The organism is Nocardia sp. NBC_01730 (assembly GCF_035920445.1).
Classification (GTDB): domain Bacteria; phylum Actinomycetota; class Actinomycetes; order Mycobacteriales; family Mycobacteriaceae; genus Nocardia.
The window spans coordinates 509,087-527,443 of record NZ_CP109162.1 but is presented as its reverse complement, the minus strand read 5'-3'; the positions used below and the strand labels follow the sequence as shown (position 1 = coordinate 527,443).

Sequence of the window (18,357 nt, the reverse complement as noted above, 5' to 3'; positions counted from 1 at the left end):
CGCTCGCTCCCTGGGGTATGACAGTGTTTCAGACCGTAATTCTCCTGGTTGTCGTCGTGGAGAGCGGCATCATCGTGATGGCACTGTGCTGGCCACGACGGCGGTGCAATGACGCGGTGCGCGCACGCCGTCGGCCGCTGACGTTGCCGGAACCGTTTCTGGAATCCAGGCACGAACCTGGCCGGCGGCGCATGAACATGGCGGTCTCATCCCGTCGGCTGTTGACGTTGCCGGAACCGTTCCTGGAATCCCGACACGAACCTGGCCGGCGGCACCGATGACGAAGACGGTTCCAGCACCCCGTCATCGGCGACATAGAAGATGGCACGGCCGATCGCGAGCTCACCGCCCGGTACCGGTGCGAACACCATCCAGCCGCAGCTGAGCCGGTCGGCGACGAGTCCGTCCAGTGGGTAGCCGGTGGTATCCAGCCCCCGCCCGAGGATGTACTGGCGAACTCGGGCGATGGCCAGCTGCTGCGGCATCGGCTGCGGTGTGTCGGCCACCAGCCCGGCCATCCGGAACTGGAACAGCGCACCGTCAGCATCGTTGTCCCCGAACGTCTTCGCGACAGTTTCCGGCGTCACCACACCTACTTCGGCGGCCGACAGCAGAGTCGCCGCCGCCGACCGTTGCGCCGCGCCCGGTCGGCGCGAGATGAGGCGCGCGACAATGTCCACGACGGTGTCGGCACTCCAGACTCCGGGTATCGCTGGAGCGCACCGCTCCGCCGACGGCGATTCGCCCCGGTACCACCGGCCCGCTTCCCACCAGTAGCAGAACGACATCAGGCCGAGACCGGCGCGCGGATTCAGCACCGGGTCGGCAACCCAATCCGGGGCTCCGGCAAAGAAGTTCGGCATCTCGGCGTCGCCGTTGTAGGTGTCCTCCAGCGCCGGTGCGTTCCACACACCACCCGAGAGCACCGCCCGGCCACCAGCGAGCGCGCAGAGGGTGGCGCCGCTGCGCCGCGAACTTTCGAACCCGGCCAGCGATGGGAACATTCGCGGCCCCCACTCCGACCCAGCCGCGACGAATGCCGCCGCGATCGTCGTCCACCGCGCCCACATCACCGGGTACGGCGGAAACTCGTTCTCCGCCAACGTCGACCACACCGCGGCGTCGCGGTCCGCCCGTGCCGCGGCGGCGGCCTGTTGCGGGCTGCGCGTCTGCCGCCCGCCGTGGCCGATGTAGGCCGCAAGCCACACCGGCAGGCGCGCACGTGGATACGCCGCCAGGTCGGCGCGATACGCCTCGGGCGCCAGTAACTGCTCGTCCGGAAACGGCTCGTCGCCATAGTCGTACTCGACATCGGCGCGGCCCTCGGCGGTGAGCTGCAGCAGCAGTCGCCACCACGGACCGGTGGACGAATCCGCCGCAACCCCTCGATGCTCGCGGACCACCTCCAGTACCCGATTCGGCACATCCACCTCGACCTCGGCGTCGTCGGTGGCGCATACCGCCCGGGCACTGCCGGCCGTGACGGTTATCGCGAACTCCACGGTCAGCCGCTGCCACCCGACCGGCGCTACGCTGCGCAATTCATCGGCAACGCGCTGGATGATATCCGCCGCACCATCGTCGGACGGTGCTTCGGATTCCGCCCCGCCCGCCGCGGAACTACCAGGCACGCCATCGGACACCGCGATATCACCGGACGCGCCCGGTCCGTCGAATTCGGCGCGCTCGACGATAGCCGCCGCACCGGCATCGGACGGTGACTCGGATTCCGCCCCGGCCACGTTGCCGACCGCGAGACTACCGGGCACGCCACTGTGCACCGCGATATCACCGGCCTCCGCCGGTCCGCCTAATTCGGCGAGGGTGAACGCGATATCCGGAGTTCCATCTGCTATGTCCTCGGCATCTCGGCTGTCCTCGCCCGTCACGCCTGAACCCTTTCACAAATTGTGCACGAATTCCCTCAAGGCGAGGTAAAATTCGTGCTCAGGGGATGTTCAGCCGTGCACCGTGATTCACGAGGTTCGTGAGAAGACGCGTATCGAGATCGCGGTGACCAGCTTCGCCGAAACCTACAGGACCCTGGTCACATCATCACCTATGACAACGGCCCGGGCGGAATCGTTGCGTTGCAAGAGTTCTCGGTATGGTTGCACGCCCGGGATATTCGGGTGATAGCCGCGCCGACGGCGGCGAATTCCGCACCGAGGGGTGTGCATAGCCCGTTTCAGACCAATGCCCACCGTCCGGCGCAGTTCCGGCGCCGCGCTCGCTCAGCATCCAGCAATCCGGCCACGAACTCGACAACCGCCACAAGTCCTGATCGCGCACGCACCCTCAACAAGCGAGGCAACCAAGACGTTTCAGTTCAATACTCGAGTAAGCTACTACTAAAACCTTTGCGGAGGACAGTGATCAACGTTTCGGGCGAGATCGTGCGCGGCCGGTCACTGACCTGCCCATCGCCGAGCTCCACCACGCGCCATGCCCCGTCGGTGCGCAAGGCGAAGTCGACTGTCACAAAGGGCAGACGGAGGTTCGCGATCAGCGGCTCGATCTCCGTCAGGTCCAACTCCGCAGCGGGCAGTTCCTGCGGAGTGTCGGGATGAGGGCCGATCAACCGGCATCTGCCATCTATCCACCAGGTGCGAACCTCCGCGGCGGAGAAATGCTCGAAAGCACGGAGCACAAATCCGCCGGTCATGTCCTCGTCGCGCAGCTCTCGGAATCGACTTGCCACTCGCCATGCGGCATCCCCGTCGTTCACCTCCGGGATGAATGCCGCCTCATGCCAGTAGTGCTTCATCGACTTGGTGTAATCGCGCAGGACAGCAGGACCCGATCCCAGTTCCCGACACGCACGATCGAACGCCTCCCGATCGTGCCCGACAGTCCATACCGACCGAGGTGTCAGAGCGGCGAGATCCGAATACCAGCCCGGCAACTCGTGTGCCCGCCGGTACTGCTCCGGACGGGTCGGCAACATGACACCGCGGCGGCGCAGAGCTTCATCGAATGACGCGTACCGGTCACTGCGCAGCATCCAGCCCCGATAGAACGCTGGACCCGACACCCGCACCCGGCGGACCGCGTCGTCAGCGCCAGCGGGCCCGGTCAACGCATCATGGTCGACCAGCGCGACATCCATCCCGGCCGCAGCGGCGGCATCCGCTTCAGCGGCGAAATGTTCATCGACACGGCGAGGATGCAGAACATCGGCAGGAACGAGAAGAATCACAGGTTGCATCATGCTGCCCGGACCAGCAGATTTCCAAGCAGTTTTGAATCAGCGTGACCATAACATCGTCAAGCCCGATGTACTCGCGCTCGCCGGGCTCCCACGCGGGAAGATGGTGGCGCGGCAGGAAATGATGGAGGAGCAGGTACGACAGGAGCCGCAGGGCTGGCTCCGATCGGCCGGATCGGCGGGGCGAGCGGAAGCAGCATGGACGAGTCGGAGGCGCAAGCGCGGCGGCAGCGGCACCGCATGCATGATGCGCACCAAAGGCACTGGACGACTTGCTGAAACGCCTCGGCCACTGATCAAAGCTACGGCAAGGACGAGCCACTCGAACTACCAATCTTGGAGACGGCAGGCGGCCCCGTCCCGACACGACTCGCCGGGACGGGCCGCTAGGGTTCTTGGTACTGAATGGCTCAGGCGGGGCGGCGGAACTCACCGTCAATGACACCGGCCGTGAAGGCATCCCATTCACCCGGCGTGAAAATCAGCGCCGGACCGGTCGGGTTCTTCGAATCACGGACACCAACCCTGTTCCCCTTGAGCCACGCCACCTCGACACAGGCGGTCTGGCCGCTGCTGTAGCTGCTCTTGAACCACGTCACCACAGATAGGTCAGTATTCACGCTGCATAACTCCTTGCTGCCCGCCTGAGCACGTCTCGCGTTTGCGTCTCATCCAGGGCCGCACTCCGTACGGCCGAAGCAATGTCATGGTAGCGCCGCACGCCATCGGCGTGTTCCAAGTACAGGTCCGGCCTCCCTGCCCCTTCGAGATAGACCTGAGAGGGCTCGACCAGCCGGCCTTTGGCATCGGTGCCGAAGTCGAGGATCTCGAATGGACCGTGCAACAGTCCTGACGCGCATCCGTCCGCGAACGGATGAATGCGCAGTGAAATGTTCGGTAGCTTGCTGATCTCGGCCAGGTGCCGCATCTGCGACGCCATCACACGGGGACCGCCGATTATGCGATGAAGCGCCGACTCATGGAGTAGCAGTTGGAGTTTCACCGGGTCGGCCTTGCGGGTCACGATCGCTTGCCGCTTCAGTCGCAGCTCGACCCGACGTTCGATGTCTTCCGGGCTGTTGTCGCGATAGAACGCACTGATCACTGCTCGCGCGTAGTCGGCGGTCTGCAGCAGGCCGAGAACGATCTCGTGGTACGCGATCAGGTGGCGCGCCGAAGCCGCCAGCTCCACGTACATGTTGAACGTCGCATCGCTGTACAGCCCGCCGAACGCCTTGTACCACGAGGTAACCCGCGCTTGCTTGGCGAGTTCGACCGCACGGTCGGTGTCGTCGGGTTTGACCTCATACAGCTCACATAGCGCCTGTATGTCGCGGATACGGAACTTCTTCACACCCCCGGTCTCGATTCGTTGCAGAGCGGTCTTGCTGAGCTCCACGAGCTGAGCGGCTCGGTCGAGGGATAGTCCGCTGCCTTCGCGGACCTCGCGCAGGAAACGCCCCAGTTGCCGCCTCGGCAGGGTCGATGGTTCATCGTCGCTGGTCATGTTGTCTGCATCCTCTGCAAAAGCGGAACGAAATGGCACCGAACGCGGATCAGACTGTACGCCGGATGCGGACCGAATCCTGGCAGCTTGGACCAAAAAGATTCGGACGGACCGAATTCCGGCTCTCGTCCACGTACTCGTGCTGTGCTGAGGCACGGCGTTCAGGGGACATCGCAGGTTGGAGCCACCTCCGACAGGCGGGAGCTACAACAACTTCCGCTGTGCATCGCGGTTCGAGAATCATCCTCGCGAGATATGGTGATCGTTGTTGCCGGTTCCCCAAACGCCCCCACAAGCCAGTACATCGACCAGGTTCGGGGGAACCATGACACACACGCAAGCCATCGCCGCACCGCCCTCGGCGGACGGCAAGCCGAAAGCTCTTAAGTTCGTCCGCAATGACGTGTCCGGTCCGCATGCGCTCCGCCACGCCGGCGACGTGCAACGACACGCCCGCAGGCTCGGCTACCGGTACGTGTACACCGTGCGGCCACCGGCCGACACCGATGACCCGATCGGTTACCTGCTCGGCATGGCGGCCGAGTTCGGCGTCGAAGTGATCGTTGTCTTCGACCTCGGGCACGTGGACAGCCAGCCCTCGTCGGTTTGCGACAAGGGTTTCGACCTGGAAACCGTGTGCCCACAAGGCACGTGGACCCGCTCGGCCCAGCCCGGGCCCGATGTCGACGCGGGGGCCGCGTGATGAGCGGCGACACGATCGTCACCCCGCCCATCATCTGCGGCTTCGCCGAGGTCGAGCTGGCGCACCAGCAGATGCGCACGCACCGGGCATGCCGGGTCGACCGGTGCGCGTGGAAGTGGGTCGCCTACTACACCCTCGTATATCACGGCCGGATCGCGCCGCAGGAGTTGAGCCCGCGCGAACGTGCCCACCTGCGCGGTCTCGACTACCCGGCCGACGCCACCGACCGCGCCGCACCCGATGGCACACCCGAACCCCAGACGTTCCAGCAGGTCATCGACGGGCTCGCGCAACTGGCACTACCGCCGACCCACTCGGGCAGCGGCGGCGAGAGCTGAACGGCCATGGACGCGTGGCAGATCGTGCACAGCGTTCTCGCGGTCGTCGGAGGCGGCGCGTGCACCGTGGCCGGAGCGGCTTGCGTGTGGCCGATCAACCAGCCCCGACGTCACGTCCCGGCGAATCGACCCGTCAGCCGCTGCCAGTCGCGCCCGGTCGAATGGCCGAAGGCATGGACCTGCGACCCACCCCGCCAGCCGTTCACCCTCGCCGATGCCCATATCGCAATGCAATTGCACCGCGACCACGACTGCGCCCGCAAGCGCGTCGCGTTCGCGGCGCTGGTCGCGGCCGGACGCATTCACCCCGATTCCGCACGACGACACCGACTCTGGGGAAACCCTGGTGAACCAGAACGAAAGGCACCCACCGCCGGCACAGGAACCGGATTCGATTGCGGCGCAGGCTCGTCTCCTCCAGCCGCCCACCGAACGTCCCGGATACCGCCTCGTCCGTAACCAGCATCCGTCCTATTTTCAGTTGATTGAGAGCGATGCAGGTATAGGAAGCAAGAAGCCATGAGCGACCGCGTCACAAGCATCAAATATGTTCCAGAAACCAGTGATGAATCATGGGCACACGATTGGACGCCCGTACCTGGGGTCACCAAGACGGCACCGCATGCACCTTCGCCGACGTCGACCCCATCGCCGCCGCGGAAATGTTGCGCGACCTGGTCGCCCGGACGGCCTGATACTCCAGCAGCACTTCGAGGGCCGGGGGATCGCGGCAAGCTGGTGCCCTGTCGTTCCCATTACCGAGCGATGGGACGAGGCGAACGGACATCCGCGGTTGCGGCGACAGACTAGACTAGACTAAGTCTGATATGGTATCCGCATGACTGCGGTGAACATCCATGAGGCGAAAACGCATCTGTCCAGGCTTTTGGAGCGGGTCGAAAAGGGGGAGCGCATCGTGATCTCCAAAGCTGGGAAGCCGATCGCTGACCTGGTGCCTCATCAGGCGGCTCCGGTAACGATCGGCGGCCTGAAGGGGCAGCTGCGGTACGACGACAATGCATTCGACGTCGATCCGGACATGCAGCGCATGTTCTACGGAGATGACGCCGATGCTTCTGCTTGACAGTCAGACCGCACTCTGGGTGCTCGATGACAATCCCCGATTGGGTGTGGCTGCCCGCAAGGCGATCACGTCCGCAACCGAGGTCTATGTTTCGGTGGCGACAATCTGGGAACTAACGATCAAGTCCATGCTGGGTAAATTGTCGGTGCCGACGAACCTCACCGACACGATGAGTGACCAGGGGCTCGGAATTCTGGATGTCACCGGACAGCACGCGGAGGGCTTGCGTGAATTCCCCGAATTGGTACGGCACGACCCGTTCGATCGTTTGATCACAGCTCAGGCGTTGTGTGAACGCCTGAGCTTACTGACCGCGGACAGCGTCTTGCTGGGACTCGGACGGAACTTCATCGTCGACTCCACCCAGTAGTCCGATCGCGTCGCCGACCTGGCGGCCGCTGGGTGGTGGACCAGTCGGGAGACCGCCTTCGCCGCCGGATCCGTTGCCGGACATAGGAAAGCGGCGTGTGCGCGTGAGCCATGCCGAGTTTCAGGCAAGGCCAGGACGCGCGGCGGCTGCGCTGTCTGCGGCAACCATGAGCGGGTCGATGAGGGGGCGTCCGAGCAGATTGTGTAGGTCGGGGCTGATGTTGCTCAGGAAGCCGTGGCGGACGCTGGTTGCGATCGAGGCGAGCATAGGTGGCTGGAACGGCAGCAGTTCATCGGAGGCGAGCAAGCGAGCGCGGTACTCGCCCAAACCGATCGTGTGGTGGGCGACGCCGAGCCGATCGGCGACGTCGTCAGCCGTGATCGGGTCGCCGACCAGGTCGTAGATCTTGCCTGTGTGTGCTGCAGGTGCGGTTGCGACGATCGCTGCCGCGGCGGCGAGATCCTCGCGTGCCACCGCCGACAATGCGCCAGTGCCGAATGCCGACTCCACGCCGTCGGGAGACCACATCAGCAACGCACCGAACAATTCGGCGTACAGACCGTTGCGCAGCAGTGTCCACCCCAATCCGCTGTTCTTGACATGCTGCTCGGTCGCGCGGTGGGCAAGGGCGAAGCCCAGGTGATCACCCGCAGTGGTCAGGCTGGTGTAGACGACGTGGGTGACGCCGTCCTGGACTGCGGCGTCCAGGACCGCGCCATGGCGGGCGATCACCTGATCGTCCTCGGCGTACCCCGCCGAGACCAGCACGAGGGTGGAAATACCGTGCAGATCGAGACCGGCCGGATCGTCGAAATCCAGACGTCGTACGCCATCTCCCGGAATACGACTTCCTCCTACGGCCTCTACCCCGCGCGCCCGTAGCTCAGCCAGTGTCAGGGAGGCGAGATGTCCGTTGGCCCCGGTCACCAAAATCATGAGTTCACAGTCCTTCGTGGTTCTTTTCAGTAACTACGATGGATCTTGATTCACCCCAGGCTTGCTCACAAGGAGGCAGTTTGATGTCAGCCACGCACACCGCTGTAACCACCGGCGTGGCCGAGCTGAACCCGTGCGGGCAGCCGGACCATCCCGACTGCGGCATCCGCGACGTCCTCGACCGTGTCGGGGACAAGTGGTCGGTGCTCGTCATCGTCGAGCTCGCGAACGGCCTGCGCCGCTTCAGTGAGCTACATCGAGCAATCGACGGCATCTCTCAACGCATGCTTACGCTCACAGTCCGTCGGCTCGAACGAGATGGCCTTGTGCTTCGGACTGTCTATCCAACCGTGCCCGCCCAGGTCGACTACCGACTGACCGAGACCGGAGCCAGCCTCACTCATCTCGTCAAGGCGCTTGCTGACTGGTCGCTGGGACATCGGGACGTCATCGCGCATGCCCGTCGCGCCTACGACGAGAAGTACCCCGACAACGAAATGCGGTGACAGTACCTGCCAAGGTCCGTCAGGTGCTGTCCGCCGTCGACAACGTCATGTCCCGCAACAGAAGTGGCCCACGTCCGGACCACGCCGGGGTTGCGAAGAAGATGTCGGCGGTGGTAGGCGGTGATGGTCGCGGGAATGGCCACCACATACGGCAGGTCTCGTCGTGTGAGTCCGGTTGGGAACTCGGCGGTTTTGCCGTAGCCGGCGGCGGCATCCCGCCCACGAGATGAGCTCGTCGATCGCCTCGAGCACCATCTCCCATTTCGCGCGATGCCGTTCGTCGTGGGGAGCGGCGCACTTGGCCCAGCGCGCCTCGACCGCGGCGGCGGCTCCGGCACCCCGCCGGTAACAAACCTGACAAGGTACTACTAGAACCGTGGAATCGCCTTCGAGGGGGTCAACTTGACGTTGCCTGTCCAGTATTCGGAATGCGCCATGATCTGCAATATTTCCGAAGCTTCGTGGAGGTCGCCCTTGTTGGCGGCGGCCAGGTATCTCTGACTGAGATGAGGCATGATGAACCTGTTCATCAGCAGGCCACGTTCCTGACTCCAGCCCTCGAACTTTTCCGGCAGCGGGTAATCGTCGTTCGACTGTTTAAGAGCCCCTGTGCGGGGATCTCGAGTAATCGTGCTCCCACTGGCGAGGGCTTCGATGCCTCTGATCTTGTCCCTTGTGGGGTTTTCGAAGTAGTCGTCGAGATAGTCCCGTTCGGCCTGAGTGAGGGCGGACGACGGTACATGGTCGATATAGCGCCGGTTTGCCAACCTGTGCGCGGTGTGCTGGAAGAGAGCCATGTTCGTCGGTGTTTGACCCAATTTGAGGATCGACATCGAGGCCGCGGCCTCACCGATGTACGCGTCACCATCCCATACACTCGGACCGAACTGCTCCCGGTAGTTGTAGGCCCTCATCGCACCGACCATCATGTCTTTATCCTTGAACCCGGCGTCCACCATAGAAGTGACGACGTCACCCAGGGATCCGCCACGATTGATGACACGGTCCACAGCCGCGGCGGCGCCGCGATGGGTGAAGCCGTATTCCTTGGCAGCGGATCTGGCGGCTTCGATATACCCCTCCCGGACCCGCATTGCGTTGACCGACCAGCCCTTCCCGAGGATCTTCTCGTTTGCTTTGAGAGTCAACATGTCGACGCGATGCCTCAGTTTCGAGTCGAGGTCCCACGGTGACCGCCTGCGGAAGAGCAGCGCGGTGATCGGGTTGGCGCCGACGGTGTTGATGGCGGCCATTCCGGCCATGAGACCGGCCCCCGGCAGACTGTGGCCTGCCCCCATGTTGCCCATACCCAAAGCGGTGCCACCGCCGCCCCCACCAGAACCACCCGCACCCTGTATCGCGAGAGCAAACCGGTTGGCGACCCAATTGTTGCCACGGCCGATGCTCGCGCTGAGGCGCCTCAGCTGCAGGATGGCGACGATCTCAACCATGGCGCCCAGGACAAGTACCACCCCGACCTGCCCTCCGGCCTGCCGGAACAAGTTGCCCAGAAACAACACGTAGACACCGAGAAAGACCGTATAAGCCGCCATCCTTCCCGCCGCGACGAAAGCATCCACGACATTGCGAACCAAAAACGTCTGTGTCGGACCGTAGATGAACCCGCCTGCCGCGAAACCGAAGATCGCCATGAACGCGTGATAGATCGAGTCCAGCGCAGCCCACATGATCTTGTTTCCGAGATACACCCCGAACACCAGCAGGATCGTCCCACACAGCAACAGCACCAGTCCGGAGCCGACCTGCCCTAAACTCGGATTATCCGCCATGGCATACGCCGCCGAGTCGCCACAGGTCCGCATGCCGTTCAAGACCCGGGCATCGTCACCCGACTGCACGCCCGCCGACCACGCCGCAGCGCACCGCGGGGACTGATCGACGACGTGACCGAAGTTCCACACCTGCACCGGGCGGCGTGCGAAGTTGTCGGCCAGATCCCCCTGCATGGTGGCGACCAATTGGTTCGGATTCGGGCTCGCGTGACCGTTGAGCCCCGCCGCCACCGCGATACCCAGGTTGCGGCCCTGCGCGAGCAGACCGTGCGAGGACAAGACATCAGCCAACGGCTCCGCCAGCACGATCGGCCCGAGCACGGCAACCCCCAGCATCGTCACCACCTGCATCGTGGCCTTGGCGACAAACCCACGCACCACGAACCAGGCGACGAAGAACGCACCGATCCCCGCCGCGACGATCAGCACCATGGGTGTCGCGATCTGCCCGGTCAGGTTGTCCGCGACACCGGTCAACGCTCGACCGAACGAATCCAGCCACTGAAAGCTGATCGCGAAACCGATCAACCACACCGCAGAGGTCACGATGACCATATAGCCGATGAACTCCAAACCCAGGATCAACGAAACGATCGTCTCCAACGGATTCAACACGCTCCCGTGACCGGTCGCGAACACATAATCGGTCAACCGAACCCCGGACGAGTCCCGGATATTCATCCAGCTGAGCATGCCGATGCTCGACCGACCAGCCGCCATACCGCTGTGCGTCTGCGCTACAGCCACCGCGCCGACAACGCCCGGGAAGACGGACAGCGCACAAGTGATCCCCAGCAACCACACAATCCTCCGCCGTCGGCGAGTAGCGTCGACCCAACACCGAAGCCGCTGCACCAAAACCCGCGGTCGCCACCGCGCCGGATCCCATAACTCGAATGCCGTGCCGATTATTCGCCTATTGATCGATTCTGTCTGGAGGCAACGAATTCCACCGGTGCTCGACATCGAGATACTTTCGACCCCTGAGCCGGATCCATCGCCGAGCCGACCGCGCGGAACACCGACCCTCTGACCATCTCGGTCTTCAGTAGTCCAGTTCATGACTTTGATACCTTCGCCAGCTGTGGGATCTCCTGGTCAATTCTTTGCGTCCGAGGTAGTGGTCACACCGAGTTCACTCGCGGCCCGAGTAAGACGGTATGTGGCCATTTCAGCCACATCCACGCCGGCTTCCCCGACGGGGTCGACTCCGCGGTGGAGCCCGGTCACCTGGCGGCATCCCGGGCATTCCGGGCAGCGCGTCGACACCGCAGGCTCAATTCTTCGACAACGCGCCGGAAAAGGTCGTCCACCGCCTCATCGACACCGGACACCGGGCCGGATTCCGCCGCGGCATCGGCAACCTCGCCACCGCCCGACTCCTGCTCGATGGCAGTCGTGACGTCGGCTTCCTCCACCTGACCTTCCACCAAGGAGGCGGAACACAATATCGGGAGTTTCGTCGAATTCTGCTGCGCCGTCTCGACCTTCGCAGTCCGTTAGATTGTTCACTTCTTACACACCTCGGACATTGCGGTTATCCCCATCCGCCATTCTAGACTTCCACCGACGAGCCCATACTCCCCGAATCTTCGAATAAGAAGAGGTGCGGTACGTGGCACAATCGATGTTCACGATTATCGTTTCACGAACTCCACCAGACGTCCCCACCCCCAAGCAAAGACAGACTCAAGGGAACGTAAAAATCGGCTTCAATGGCAGATTCCTTCCGGTTGGGCATCCAGGACGTCAGATATTGCAATTTTCGGCTATGGCGGTCGTTCACTGTCATCCGCCCCCTTGCACTACCCGGCGCAAGCAAAAGTAACCGGTAAAGCCATGTGATGCCATCTTCAGCGTGCTGGATTTACTCCTGCTTGATATCCACCCCTCGGAAGAGGGTGACTCCAAGGGCTGTGTCGGGTGAGGGTATTCCGCCCTGGATCGTTTCCCAATATATTCTTAAGACTTCGTTAAGGCCGCTGGCGTGTAATGTTTTCGGGTTGCCCACCGCGGCCCGGCGCCGAGAGCCCCGGCTCCATAAACCAGAGCCTGCGCCCCGATCCGGCGTCGAGCTGGGCATAGGTCCACTTGATAGCTATGACGGAGTAGTTGAGTTGATGTCGATCATTGGAGGGTTACGCCCACGGCGACGTCCGGCAGAGCCGAGATGGTCGACGGAGCGACGAGGCGTGACAGCGTTCGCGACGCACAGTGCGATCACTCCCGGCACCGTGGTCGGACAGTGATCGGCCGCCGCGGATTCCTTGCGCTCGCCGCGCTGTCGACCGTGTCTGCTTGTTCCATCGGCGATGACGCGGTCACGGTACGGCTCGGCTCTGGGCGGGTCGGCGGGCTGTCCCACACGTTCGCCCGCCTCCTCGCCGATGCGGCCGCCGAAGCGGGCACCGTGCGGATAGATCCGGTCATCACGGCGGGATCGTGCACGAACCTCGATCTGCTTGGCCGCGGCGAGATCGATGCCGCTCTCGCACTGTCGGATTCGGCGCGCGAGTCGCGCACACGCGCACTGGCCATCGGACGACTGCACGAATGCTATCTCCACTTGGCTGTGCCCGCCGAGAGCCCGATTCACCGGGTCGAAGACCTGCGCGGCGCACGAGTGGACCTCGGGGCGCTCGGGTCGGGTGCGGAGATCAGCGCCGAACGGGTGGTGCGGGCGGCGGGCCTGGACCCCACGGCGGACCTGCAGGTCAGCCATCGACAGCTGTCCGACGCGGTGTCGGCGCTGTATGCCGGTGAAGTGGACGCGATCATGTGGGGCGCCGGTGTGCCGACGCCGGGTCCCGACATCCCGCGGCGTCTGCGGTTGATCGACCTCGGCGGATTGGTCACGGTTATGCGAGAACGGTTCGAATTCGACTACCACCGGGTGACGATCCCCGCGGATTCCTATCCGGGCAGTCCCGCCGTAAGCACAGTCGGCGTCCCCAACCTGCTTCTCGCCAAACCCGATCTAGCGCATTCCGCAGTGAGCGCGATCACTGAACTGCTGTTGCAGCGCGCCGACGGACTGGCACCGACGCGCACCGTGGGATTTCAGTTCCTGAATCGACGGTGGCTGGTCGGAACCGACGCTATCCCGATACACCCCGCATCGGTCGATGTCTACCGCGCCTGGCACGGGTGAACAATACCCATGCCGAGCGCGCCTGGATGCTATCGGGGAAAGGCTTGTCGCCATAGTCGTATTTCGACTGACGTGGCCGCATGCGGCCGCAGGAAATACGACTCGTCCGCGATACCCCCGCAACCTCAAAGCATAGTCAAATATGCGGCCGCTAATTGCGGTCGGTAGAAACCTCCTGCCATGCTTTCCGCATGTTCAGCGACCGCCGAGCGATCACATATGAGCCACAAGCCGATCGATAGCGTGAGGCAATCAAACCAGAAGACGGTGAGAGCCGAATGTCATACCCGACGGCATGATCGGATCACCCGCTGACTGTCCCATGACAGCCGTCCGACCGGCTCGTGGCGATCACCACTATCTGAAAGTGCCCATGATCAGCGAAAGCGATTTCGTCAGCAGGGCCAGGCGACGGCCCGGCCACGCCCGCAGGAACAGCGGCCTCGAGATATCCTGCGATACCGCAGGACCGGGTCCCTACCCAACCACCGAGACCGACATTGTTCGCGCCGGCCGGACCGATCCGGACCTCCCCACCCCCGAGGGGGAAGACGTCGAATCCATCGGGGACCATATCCGCGAATCGCTGACCGACTGGTACCAAGACAATTGGGATTGGGTAGAGCGGCGCGCGGCCCAGGAACGAGCCGACAACGCCTCGCATGATACCTACGGAATCAAGCATTTTCTGCGGGATCTCGAAGCGAGTATCGACACCGCCGCTTTCGGTGCCGATGAAGTCGGTGCCGCTCACCATCAGGCGATTCTGGATGCAGTAGACGCACTCCAGGCAACCCTCGACAAAGCCGAGACGGCGGCCGACGGTGAAAAGTTTTCGGCCGGCACCGAGTAGAACCTGCTGGACAAGACTCTCGAGACCGTGGAAGACGATGCCGAACAGGCACTCGAAGAACTACGCGAGCTCGGAGATAGTGTCGAATCACCCGACGATTCCCGATCCATCGGACAACACCGAAACCTCGACAAGCATCGACGACCCGGCCTCCGGCGGATTCACCGACACTGGAGCGCTCACCTATACCGCCCTCACCGACACGACCGCGACAAAATGCCGGCTCCCGTCTCACGAAGCCGTTTCATAGCTTCGAGAAAAAGGCCGCACCAGCTCCAAGGGGTATAAAACAGGCGGCCTGACAATATCCGACAGCAATGATTCGTATCGCCAGATGCGCTCGGACCCGTCTACGTCACCACGCAAACCGCGAAGCTCGAAACTCGGCGATGGACATCCCTCGACGCCTCCGTACCAGACTACGCAGAGCGTTCGCGTCGGCGTAGCCGACCTTATTCGCCACCGCGTCCACCGTCAGCGAGGTCGTCCGCAGCAACCGCGCGGCCAACTCCAGGCGGATGTCGTTCACGAAATCCCTAGGAGTCATGCCGAGTTCGGCCCGGACCGCGCGTTGCAAACTCCGTTCGGTCACACCCAATTCGCATGCGGCACGGGAGATCTGGAATTGCTCGGCTACGCGCTCACGGGCCCACCGCTCGAACGCGGCGGTCAGGGAATCCCCCTTCGCGACCACCGCCGGAATGGCGAAGTCAGCCTGATTCTTCCGGTTTCCGACCGCCAGATACCGGACAACCAGTTCCGCCAGCGCGGGACTCACGGAATGCACGAGAGACAACGCCAGATCCACATGCGCCAGCGATGCTCCCGCCGTGATGACCCGATCCCCGCGGCACAGCGTTCGGCTCTCGTCGAGATCGACCCGCGGATATCTGCGACGGAAGCTCGGACCGAGCCACCAGCTCGTCGTCGCCGCCGTGCCATCCAGCACGCCGGCTTCGGCGAGATAGAACGTCCCCGTGCAGGCCGCGGCGACATAGCCACCGGCGCAGCGTACACGTGTGATCCAGTCCAGCGCTTGCCGGTTCGCCGACGAGGAAACCATGTCGATCAGCGGCTCTGCGCCCAGGACGTTCACCGCCGGCACGATCATCGTGCTGGGCATTTCGGGCATACTCGCGAGCGGTGTGGTGGGCACGACGTACCCGTCACTGGAACGCACACTCTCGCCGAGCGACACGATCTGGACATCCCACGGTGCAGGTGCATGTGCCAGCTCAACACGCAGAGCGTTTGCCATGCCGAACGTTTCACGTAGGGCCGCAAACCCGAAGTCGGCGACCCCGTCCACGACGAACACCGCAACCTGCATGTCGCACACCCTACTGAATGTGTCGATCCCGACACTCCTCTTGCGGACCGACTCAGCCTACGCTTTCTGATGCGACGGTCCGCTCTGGAGTTCCTTAATTGCCAGAATCTCACCACGACTGACGTCGGACACTTCCACCGCCTCTCTTCGGACTTCACATGCCAATTCGCGAAGCCCGCCGACACCGACCACATCCGCTGATGGTGACCCGATGCCGAACGAATCCCTGTGCCATCTACCGGGATGTGGCCGGGTTCCCGATTGCGCCGGGTCGCCGGGCGGCCCTGATGATCCGCAGGTGCGCACGATCCGTTCCAGCTGGTCGGCGTGGGTCCGGCTCGACGGGGCCGACACCGCACACGGTGAGGTCACCAACACGGCCGAGTTCGGAATCGCGATCCTGCCGGTATCAACATCGAACTCATCGCGCCCCTGTGACATTCGGTGGGCGGCGGGGACCCGGCAGGGACAGGCTCCGCCGCGACCTTGCTGTCGGAACCATCACCTATCATGTCGTTTCCGACACTGATACTCGGTCAGCTCCTCCCCTAAGCTCTCCGTATGGCGGCATCCCGGGCATTCCGGACAGCGCGCCGACACCGCCGGACCAGTAAGGTTGCGAAAGGCCACCAGGCAGATGACCATGCTTCAGATCGTGTCCGTGGTGGTCGTCGGCCTCGAGATGTTGACAATTGTTGCGGCCGTATGTTGGCCACCACGGCGGCGGCCAACGGCCCCCAGTCAGCGGACAACCCGAGATCGCGAACACATCAGCAACATTCATCCTTGACTGCCCGAGCCACACCGGCGATCTCGGTGTCGATTCGAGCAGTGAGGCGTTTCGCGTCGACCCCTTGCGCCATCGGGGGAGCACTCCCGATGATCAGATATCTGCCGTCCCCGGAAATATCACGCCACTCCAGCATCCGCCGATCGGCACGACGGCGATCGAACCGCGAAGTCCCCTGACCGACAAAAATAGCCCCCGCGCAGGTCACCGGTGACCGCAAGAATTTCTCGGCCTGCAACCTAGCCTCGATCTTTCGCTGGGCCTTCGGCCCGGCGTGATCGAGTTCGGATTGGGTTTTTGCTGCTGACCGGCAGCGTGCGGGCAACCGAGGATGGCCCGGTCAGCGGGTTGGCTGCCGGGTTCCACGGGTCCGGAGTGATCGTCCTTTCGTCTCGCGGGGGCGGTTGAGGCTGGTCAGCCGGGTTGCAGGCGACAGATCGCGGTGGTGAGCAGGTGAGTGTGCGGGGCGTGCCGTGGCAGGCGCAGCCAAATGCGTCGGGCGTGGCGGGTGATGCGGGCTGGAAGTGAGAACAGCTGCAGGCGCAGGGTTTTCGGTTCCCAGCGGCGGGCGGGGTGGTCGTGCAGGGCAAGAGTTTGTAGCCACGCGGTCAGGTCCAGCGCCAGGGCGACGACAGCGAGCCAGATCTGGTTGGCGGCATAGCCGTGGAAGGGCAGGTTACGGGCCCCGGTGTCCTTCGCGGCACGGATGCGGTCCTCGCAGCGAGCGCGGCGACGATGCCGTAGCTCGAGATCGGCGAGCTGACCGCGGCGGGTGTTGGTGACGAACGCGGTCAGCCGCAGCCCGTCGACATCGGTAAACCGCAGCTGTGCTCCCGGATGCGGGCGTTCTTTCCTCACGATAAGCCGCATACCGTCGGGCCAGCCCGACAGATCGGCCAGATCGGTGATCTCGGCGACCCACGCGCCGTCGCGGACCTGCCCCTCGGCGTTGTAGGCCGGGGTCCACACCTGCTTCGGCACGGAGTTGACGGCCTCGACGAGCGCGTCGGTGAGGGTGAACCCGAGCGAGTACTGCACCCTGCGGTTGGTGCAGTAGGTGACGAAGTCATGGGTGCCGCCGCCAGCGTCGGTGCGCACCAACACTTTCCGCCCGACGCGGTAGCCCGGCTGCCAGGGCAGTTGCTCCAGCGCGGCGGCGAGGACCAGTTTGTGGTCGGCGGCGGTGTTCGCCCCGGCATTCCCGGGACGCAGCAGGATCGCCGCCGGTTCACCGGTACCGGTGGCGCCATGATCGATGAACCCGAACAACGGGTGAAAGCCAAAACCTTTCTTGAACGTCGGTGCCGCGTGCTCCTTGTCCGAATGCGCGTCCAGCAGACTCGCGTCCAGGTCGATGATCAGCGGATGCTCGGCGTCGATCCCGTGATCGGGAGCATGCTCGCCGGCGTGCGCCCATGCCCGCGCCCGCGCCGCGGCGCGCGCAGAAGCCAGCGCGGACAACACCTTCGGCGCGTCGGCGGCCAGTGCCGCAGCAGTGCGGGACACCGTCGGATCCGAGGCCACCGAACCGAAAACCGCTGGCTCGCACCGTAACAGGGCAAGATCCGCGGCGCAGTCGGCGCCGCACGCGATCGCCACCGCCAGATCCAGCACGATCTTGCCCGGATCGTGCACCGCCAGGCCCGCGTTCCGCGTAATTCGGGGGTTGTGGAGGTAGTGGCTTGGCGTATCAGCTGGTCGGCGGGTCGGAGTGGAGAGGATTCCCTGATTCTGCCTAGAGACGCGATTCTTGTTGTTTCAGTGGATTGTTCTGCTGTTTTGTCGTAG

The 18,357-nt window shown here is 63.8% G+C and carries 17 protein-coding genes and 1 pseudogene; 8 read left to right on the top strand and 10 right to left on the bottom strand.

Translation table 11 applies throughout. The annotated features are described in order from the left end of the window. Positions 1-206 precede the first annotated feature (206 nt). The 4 genes from OHB12_RS02470 to OHB12_RS02455 form a co-directional block, all read right to left on the bottom strand. Entirely contained in the window at positions 207-1,889 is a 1,683-nt protein-coding gene (locus OHB12_RS02470; RefSeq protein ID WP_327115736.1) for a hypothetical protein, read from the bottom strand. Positions 1,890-2,329: 440 nt separating this feature from the next. Next, the gene (locus tag OHB12_RS02465) at positions 2,330-3,199 is read right to left on the bottom strand and encodes an ATP-grasp domain-containing protein (protein WP_327115733.1); all 870 of its coding nucleotides are present in this window, start codon (positions 3,197-3,199) and stop codon (positions 2,330-2,332) included. A gap of 419 nt (positions 3,200-3,618) precedes the next feature. After that, entirely contained in the window at positions 3,619-3,828 is a 210-nt protein-coding gene (locus tag OHB12_RS02460) for a DUF397 domain-containing protein (protein WP_327115731.1), read from the bottom strand. Further along, positions 3,825-4,715 (bottom strand): helix-turn-helix domain-containing protein, encoded by an 891-nt coding sequence (locus OHB12_RS02455; protein ID WP_327115729.1) that lies wholly within the window; start codon positions 4,713-4,715, stop codon positions 3,825-3,827. Before OHB12_RS02455 ends, OHB12_RS02460 begins: the two co-directional genes overlap by 4 nt. 325 nt (positions 4,716-5,040) lie before the next feature. On the opposite strand from OHB12_RS02455, the gene OHB12_RS02450 reads away from it, so the two are divergent. The 5 genes from OHB12_RS02450 (at position 5,041) to OHB12_RS02430 (ending at position 7,210) form a co-directional block, all read left to right on the top strand. Then, complete coding sequence (locus OHB12_RS02450) at positions 5,041-5,418, top strand: hypothetical protein (protein WP_327115727.1); 378 nt, start codon at positions 5,041-5,043, stop codon at positions 5,416-5,418. Then, positions 5,418-5,756, top strand: a complete 339-nt coding sequence (locus OHB12_RS02445; RefSeq protein ID WP_327115726.1) for a hypothetical protein — start codon at positions 5,418-5,420, stop codon at positions 5,754-5,756. Before OHB12_RS02450 ends, OHB12_RS02445 begins: the two co-directional genes overlap by 1 nt. A 572-nt stretch (positions 5,757-6,328) precedes the next feature. Further along, entirely contained in the window at positions 6,329-6,451 is a 123-nt protein-coding gene (locus tag OHB12_RS02440) for a hypothetical protein (RefSeq protein ID WP_327115725.1), read from the top strand. Positions 6,452-6,594: 143 nt separating this feature from the next. Continuing rightward, positions 6,595-6,840 carry a type II toxin-antitoxin system Phd/YefM family antitoxin gene (locus OHB12_RS02435; RefSeq protein ID WP_327115723.1) on the top strand — a complete coding sequence of 82 codons (246 nt, stop codon included), beginning with the start codon at positions 6,595-6,597 and terminating at the stop codon, positions 6,838-6,840. Further along, positions 6,827-7,210 (top strand): type II toxin-antitoxin system VapC family toxin, encoded by a 384-nt coding sequence (locus OHB12_RS02430; RefSeq protein WP_327115721.1) that lies wholly within the window; start codon positions 6,827-6,829, stop codon positions 7,208-7,210. The genes OHB12_RS02435 and OHB12_RS02430 overlap by 14 nt, the downstream gene beginning before the upstream one ends. A gap of 120 nt (positions 7,211-7,330) precedes the next feature. Here the strand turns inward: OHB12_RS02430 and OHB12_RS02425 are convergent, their stop codons facing one another. After that, entirely contained in the window at positions 7,331-8,146 is an 816-nt protein-coding gene (locus OHB12_RS02425) for a hypothetical protein (protein ID WP_327115719.1), read from the bottom strand. Between the two features lie 83 nt (positions 8,147-8,229). Between OHB12_RS02425 and OHB12_RS02420 the strand changes: the two genes are divergently transcribed. Beyond that, positions 8,230-8,652 carry a winged helix-turn-helix transcriptional regulator gene (locus OHB12_RS02420; protein ID WP_327115717.1) on the top strand — a complete coding sequence of 141 codons (423 nt, stop codon included), beginning with the start codon at positions 8,230-8,232 and terminating at the stop codon, positions 8,650-8,652. 368 nt (positions 8,653-9,020) lie between these two features. On the opposite strand, the gene OHB12_RS02415 is transcribed toward OHB12_RS02420, so the two are convergent. Then, entirely contained in the window at positions 9,021-11,243 is a 2,223-nt protein-coding gene (locus tag OHB12_RS02415; RefSeq protein WP_327115715.1) for a hypothetical protein, read from the bottom strand. Positions 11,244-11,671: 428 nt separating this feature from the next. Continuing rightward, the gene (locus OHB12_RS02410) at positions 11,672-11,863 is read right to left on the bottom strand and encodes a hypothetical protein (RefSeq protein WP_327115713.1); all 192 of its coding nucleotides are present in this window, start codon (positions 11,861-11,863) and stop codon (positions 11,672-11,674) included. 827 nt (positions 11,864-12,690) lie between these two features. Between OHB12_RS02410 and OHB12_RS02405 the strand changes: the two genes are divergently transcribed. Together OHB12_RS02405 and OHB12_RS02400 are read left to right on the top strand one after the other, a co-directional pair. Then, positions 12,691-13,596: a TAXI family TRAP transporter solute-binding subunit gene (locus OHB12_RS02405; protein ID WP_327115711.1), complete on the top strand. Its 906-nt coding sequence runs from the start codon at positions 12,691-12,693 to the stop codon at positions 13,594-13,596. 373 nt (positions 13,597-13,969) lie between these two features. Further along, complete coding sequence (locus OHB12_RS02400; RefSeq protein ID WP_327115709.1) at positions 13,970-14,449, top strand: hypothetical protein; 480 nt, start codon at positions 13,970-13,972, stop codon at positions 14,447-14,449. 355 nt (positions 14,450-14,804) lie between these two features. Here the strand turns inward: OHB12_RS02400 and OHB12_RS02395 are convergent, their stop codons facing one another. From OHB12_RS02395 to OHB12_RS02390, 3 genes and pseudogenes are all read right to left on the bottom strand, one after another. Then, positions 14,805-15,779, bottom strand: a complete 975-nt coding sequence (locus OHB12_RS02395; RefSeq protein WP_327115708.1) for a GlxA family transcriptional regulator — start codon at positions 15,777-15,779, stop codon at positions 14,805-14,807. A 770-nt stretch (positions 15,780-16,549) separates the two neighbouring features. Next, positions 16,550-16,894 carry an ESX secretion-associated protein EspG gene (locus OHB12_RS35995; protein WP_442799943.1) on the bottom strand — a complete coding sequence of 115 codons (345 nt, stop codon included), beginning with the start codon at positions 16,892-16,894 and terminating at the stop codon, positions 16,550-16,552. Between the two features lie 89 nt (positions 16,895-16,983). Further along, a pseudogene (locus tag OHB12_RS02390) lies at positions 16,984-18,317 on the bottom strand (IS1380 family transposase). Positions 18,318-18,357 lie beyond the last annotated feature (40 nt).

What these genes read in the sequence shown, in the direction of transcription:
- OHB12_RS02455 (WP_327115729.1), bottom strand. Translation starts at nt 4,715, where the DNA reads ATGACCAGCGACGATGAACCATCGACCCTGCCGAGGCGGCAACTGGGG.
- OHB12_RS02450 (WP_327115727.1), top strand. Translation starts at nt 5,041, where the DNA reads ATGACACACACGCAAGCCATCGCCGCACCGCCCTCGGCGGACGGCAAG.
- OHB12_RS02445 (WP_327115726.1), top strand. Translation starts at nt 5,418, where the DNA reads ATGAGCGGCGACACGATCGTCACCCCGCCCATCATCTGCGGCTTCGCC.
- OHB12_RS02440 (WP_327115725.1), top strand. Translation starts at nt 6,329, where the DNA reads ATGGGCACACGATTGGACGCCCGTACCTGGGGTCACCAAGACGGCACC.
- OHB12_RS02435 (WP_327115723.1), top strand. Translation starts at nt 6,595, where the DNA reads ATGACTGCGGTGAACATCCATGAGGCGAAAACGCATCTGTCCAGGCTT.
- OHB12_RS02430 (WP_327115721.1), top strand. Translation starts at nt 6,827, where the DNA reads ATGCTTCTGCTTGACAGTCAGACCGCACTCTGGGTGCTCGATGACAAT.
- OHB12_RS02425 (WP_327115719.1), bottom strand. Translation starts at nt 8,146, where the DNA reads ATGATTTTGGTGACCGGGGCCAACGGACATCTCGCCTCCCTGACACTG.
- OHB12_RS02420 (WP_327115717.1), top strand. Translation starts at nt 8,230, where the DNA reads ATGTCAGCCACGCACACCGCTGTAACCACCGGCGTGGCCGAGCTGAAC.
- OHB12_RS02400 (WP_327115709.1), top strand. Translation starts at nt 13,970, where the DNA reads ATGATCAGCGAAAGCGATTTCGTCAGCAGGGCCAGGCGACGGCCCGGC.
- OHB12_RS02395 (WP_327115708.1), bottom strand. Translation starts at nt 15,779, where the DNA reads ATGCAGGTTGCGGTGTTCGTCGTGGACGGGGTCGCCGACTTCGGGTTT.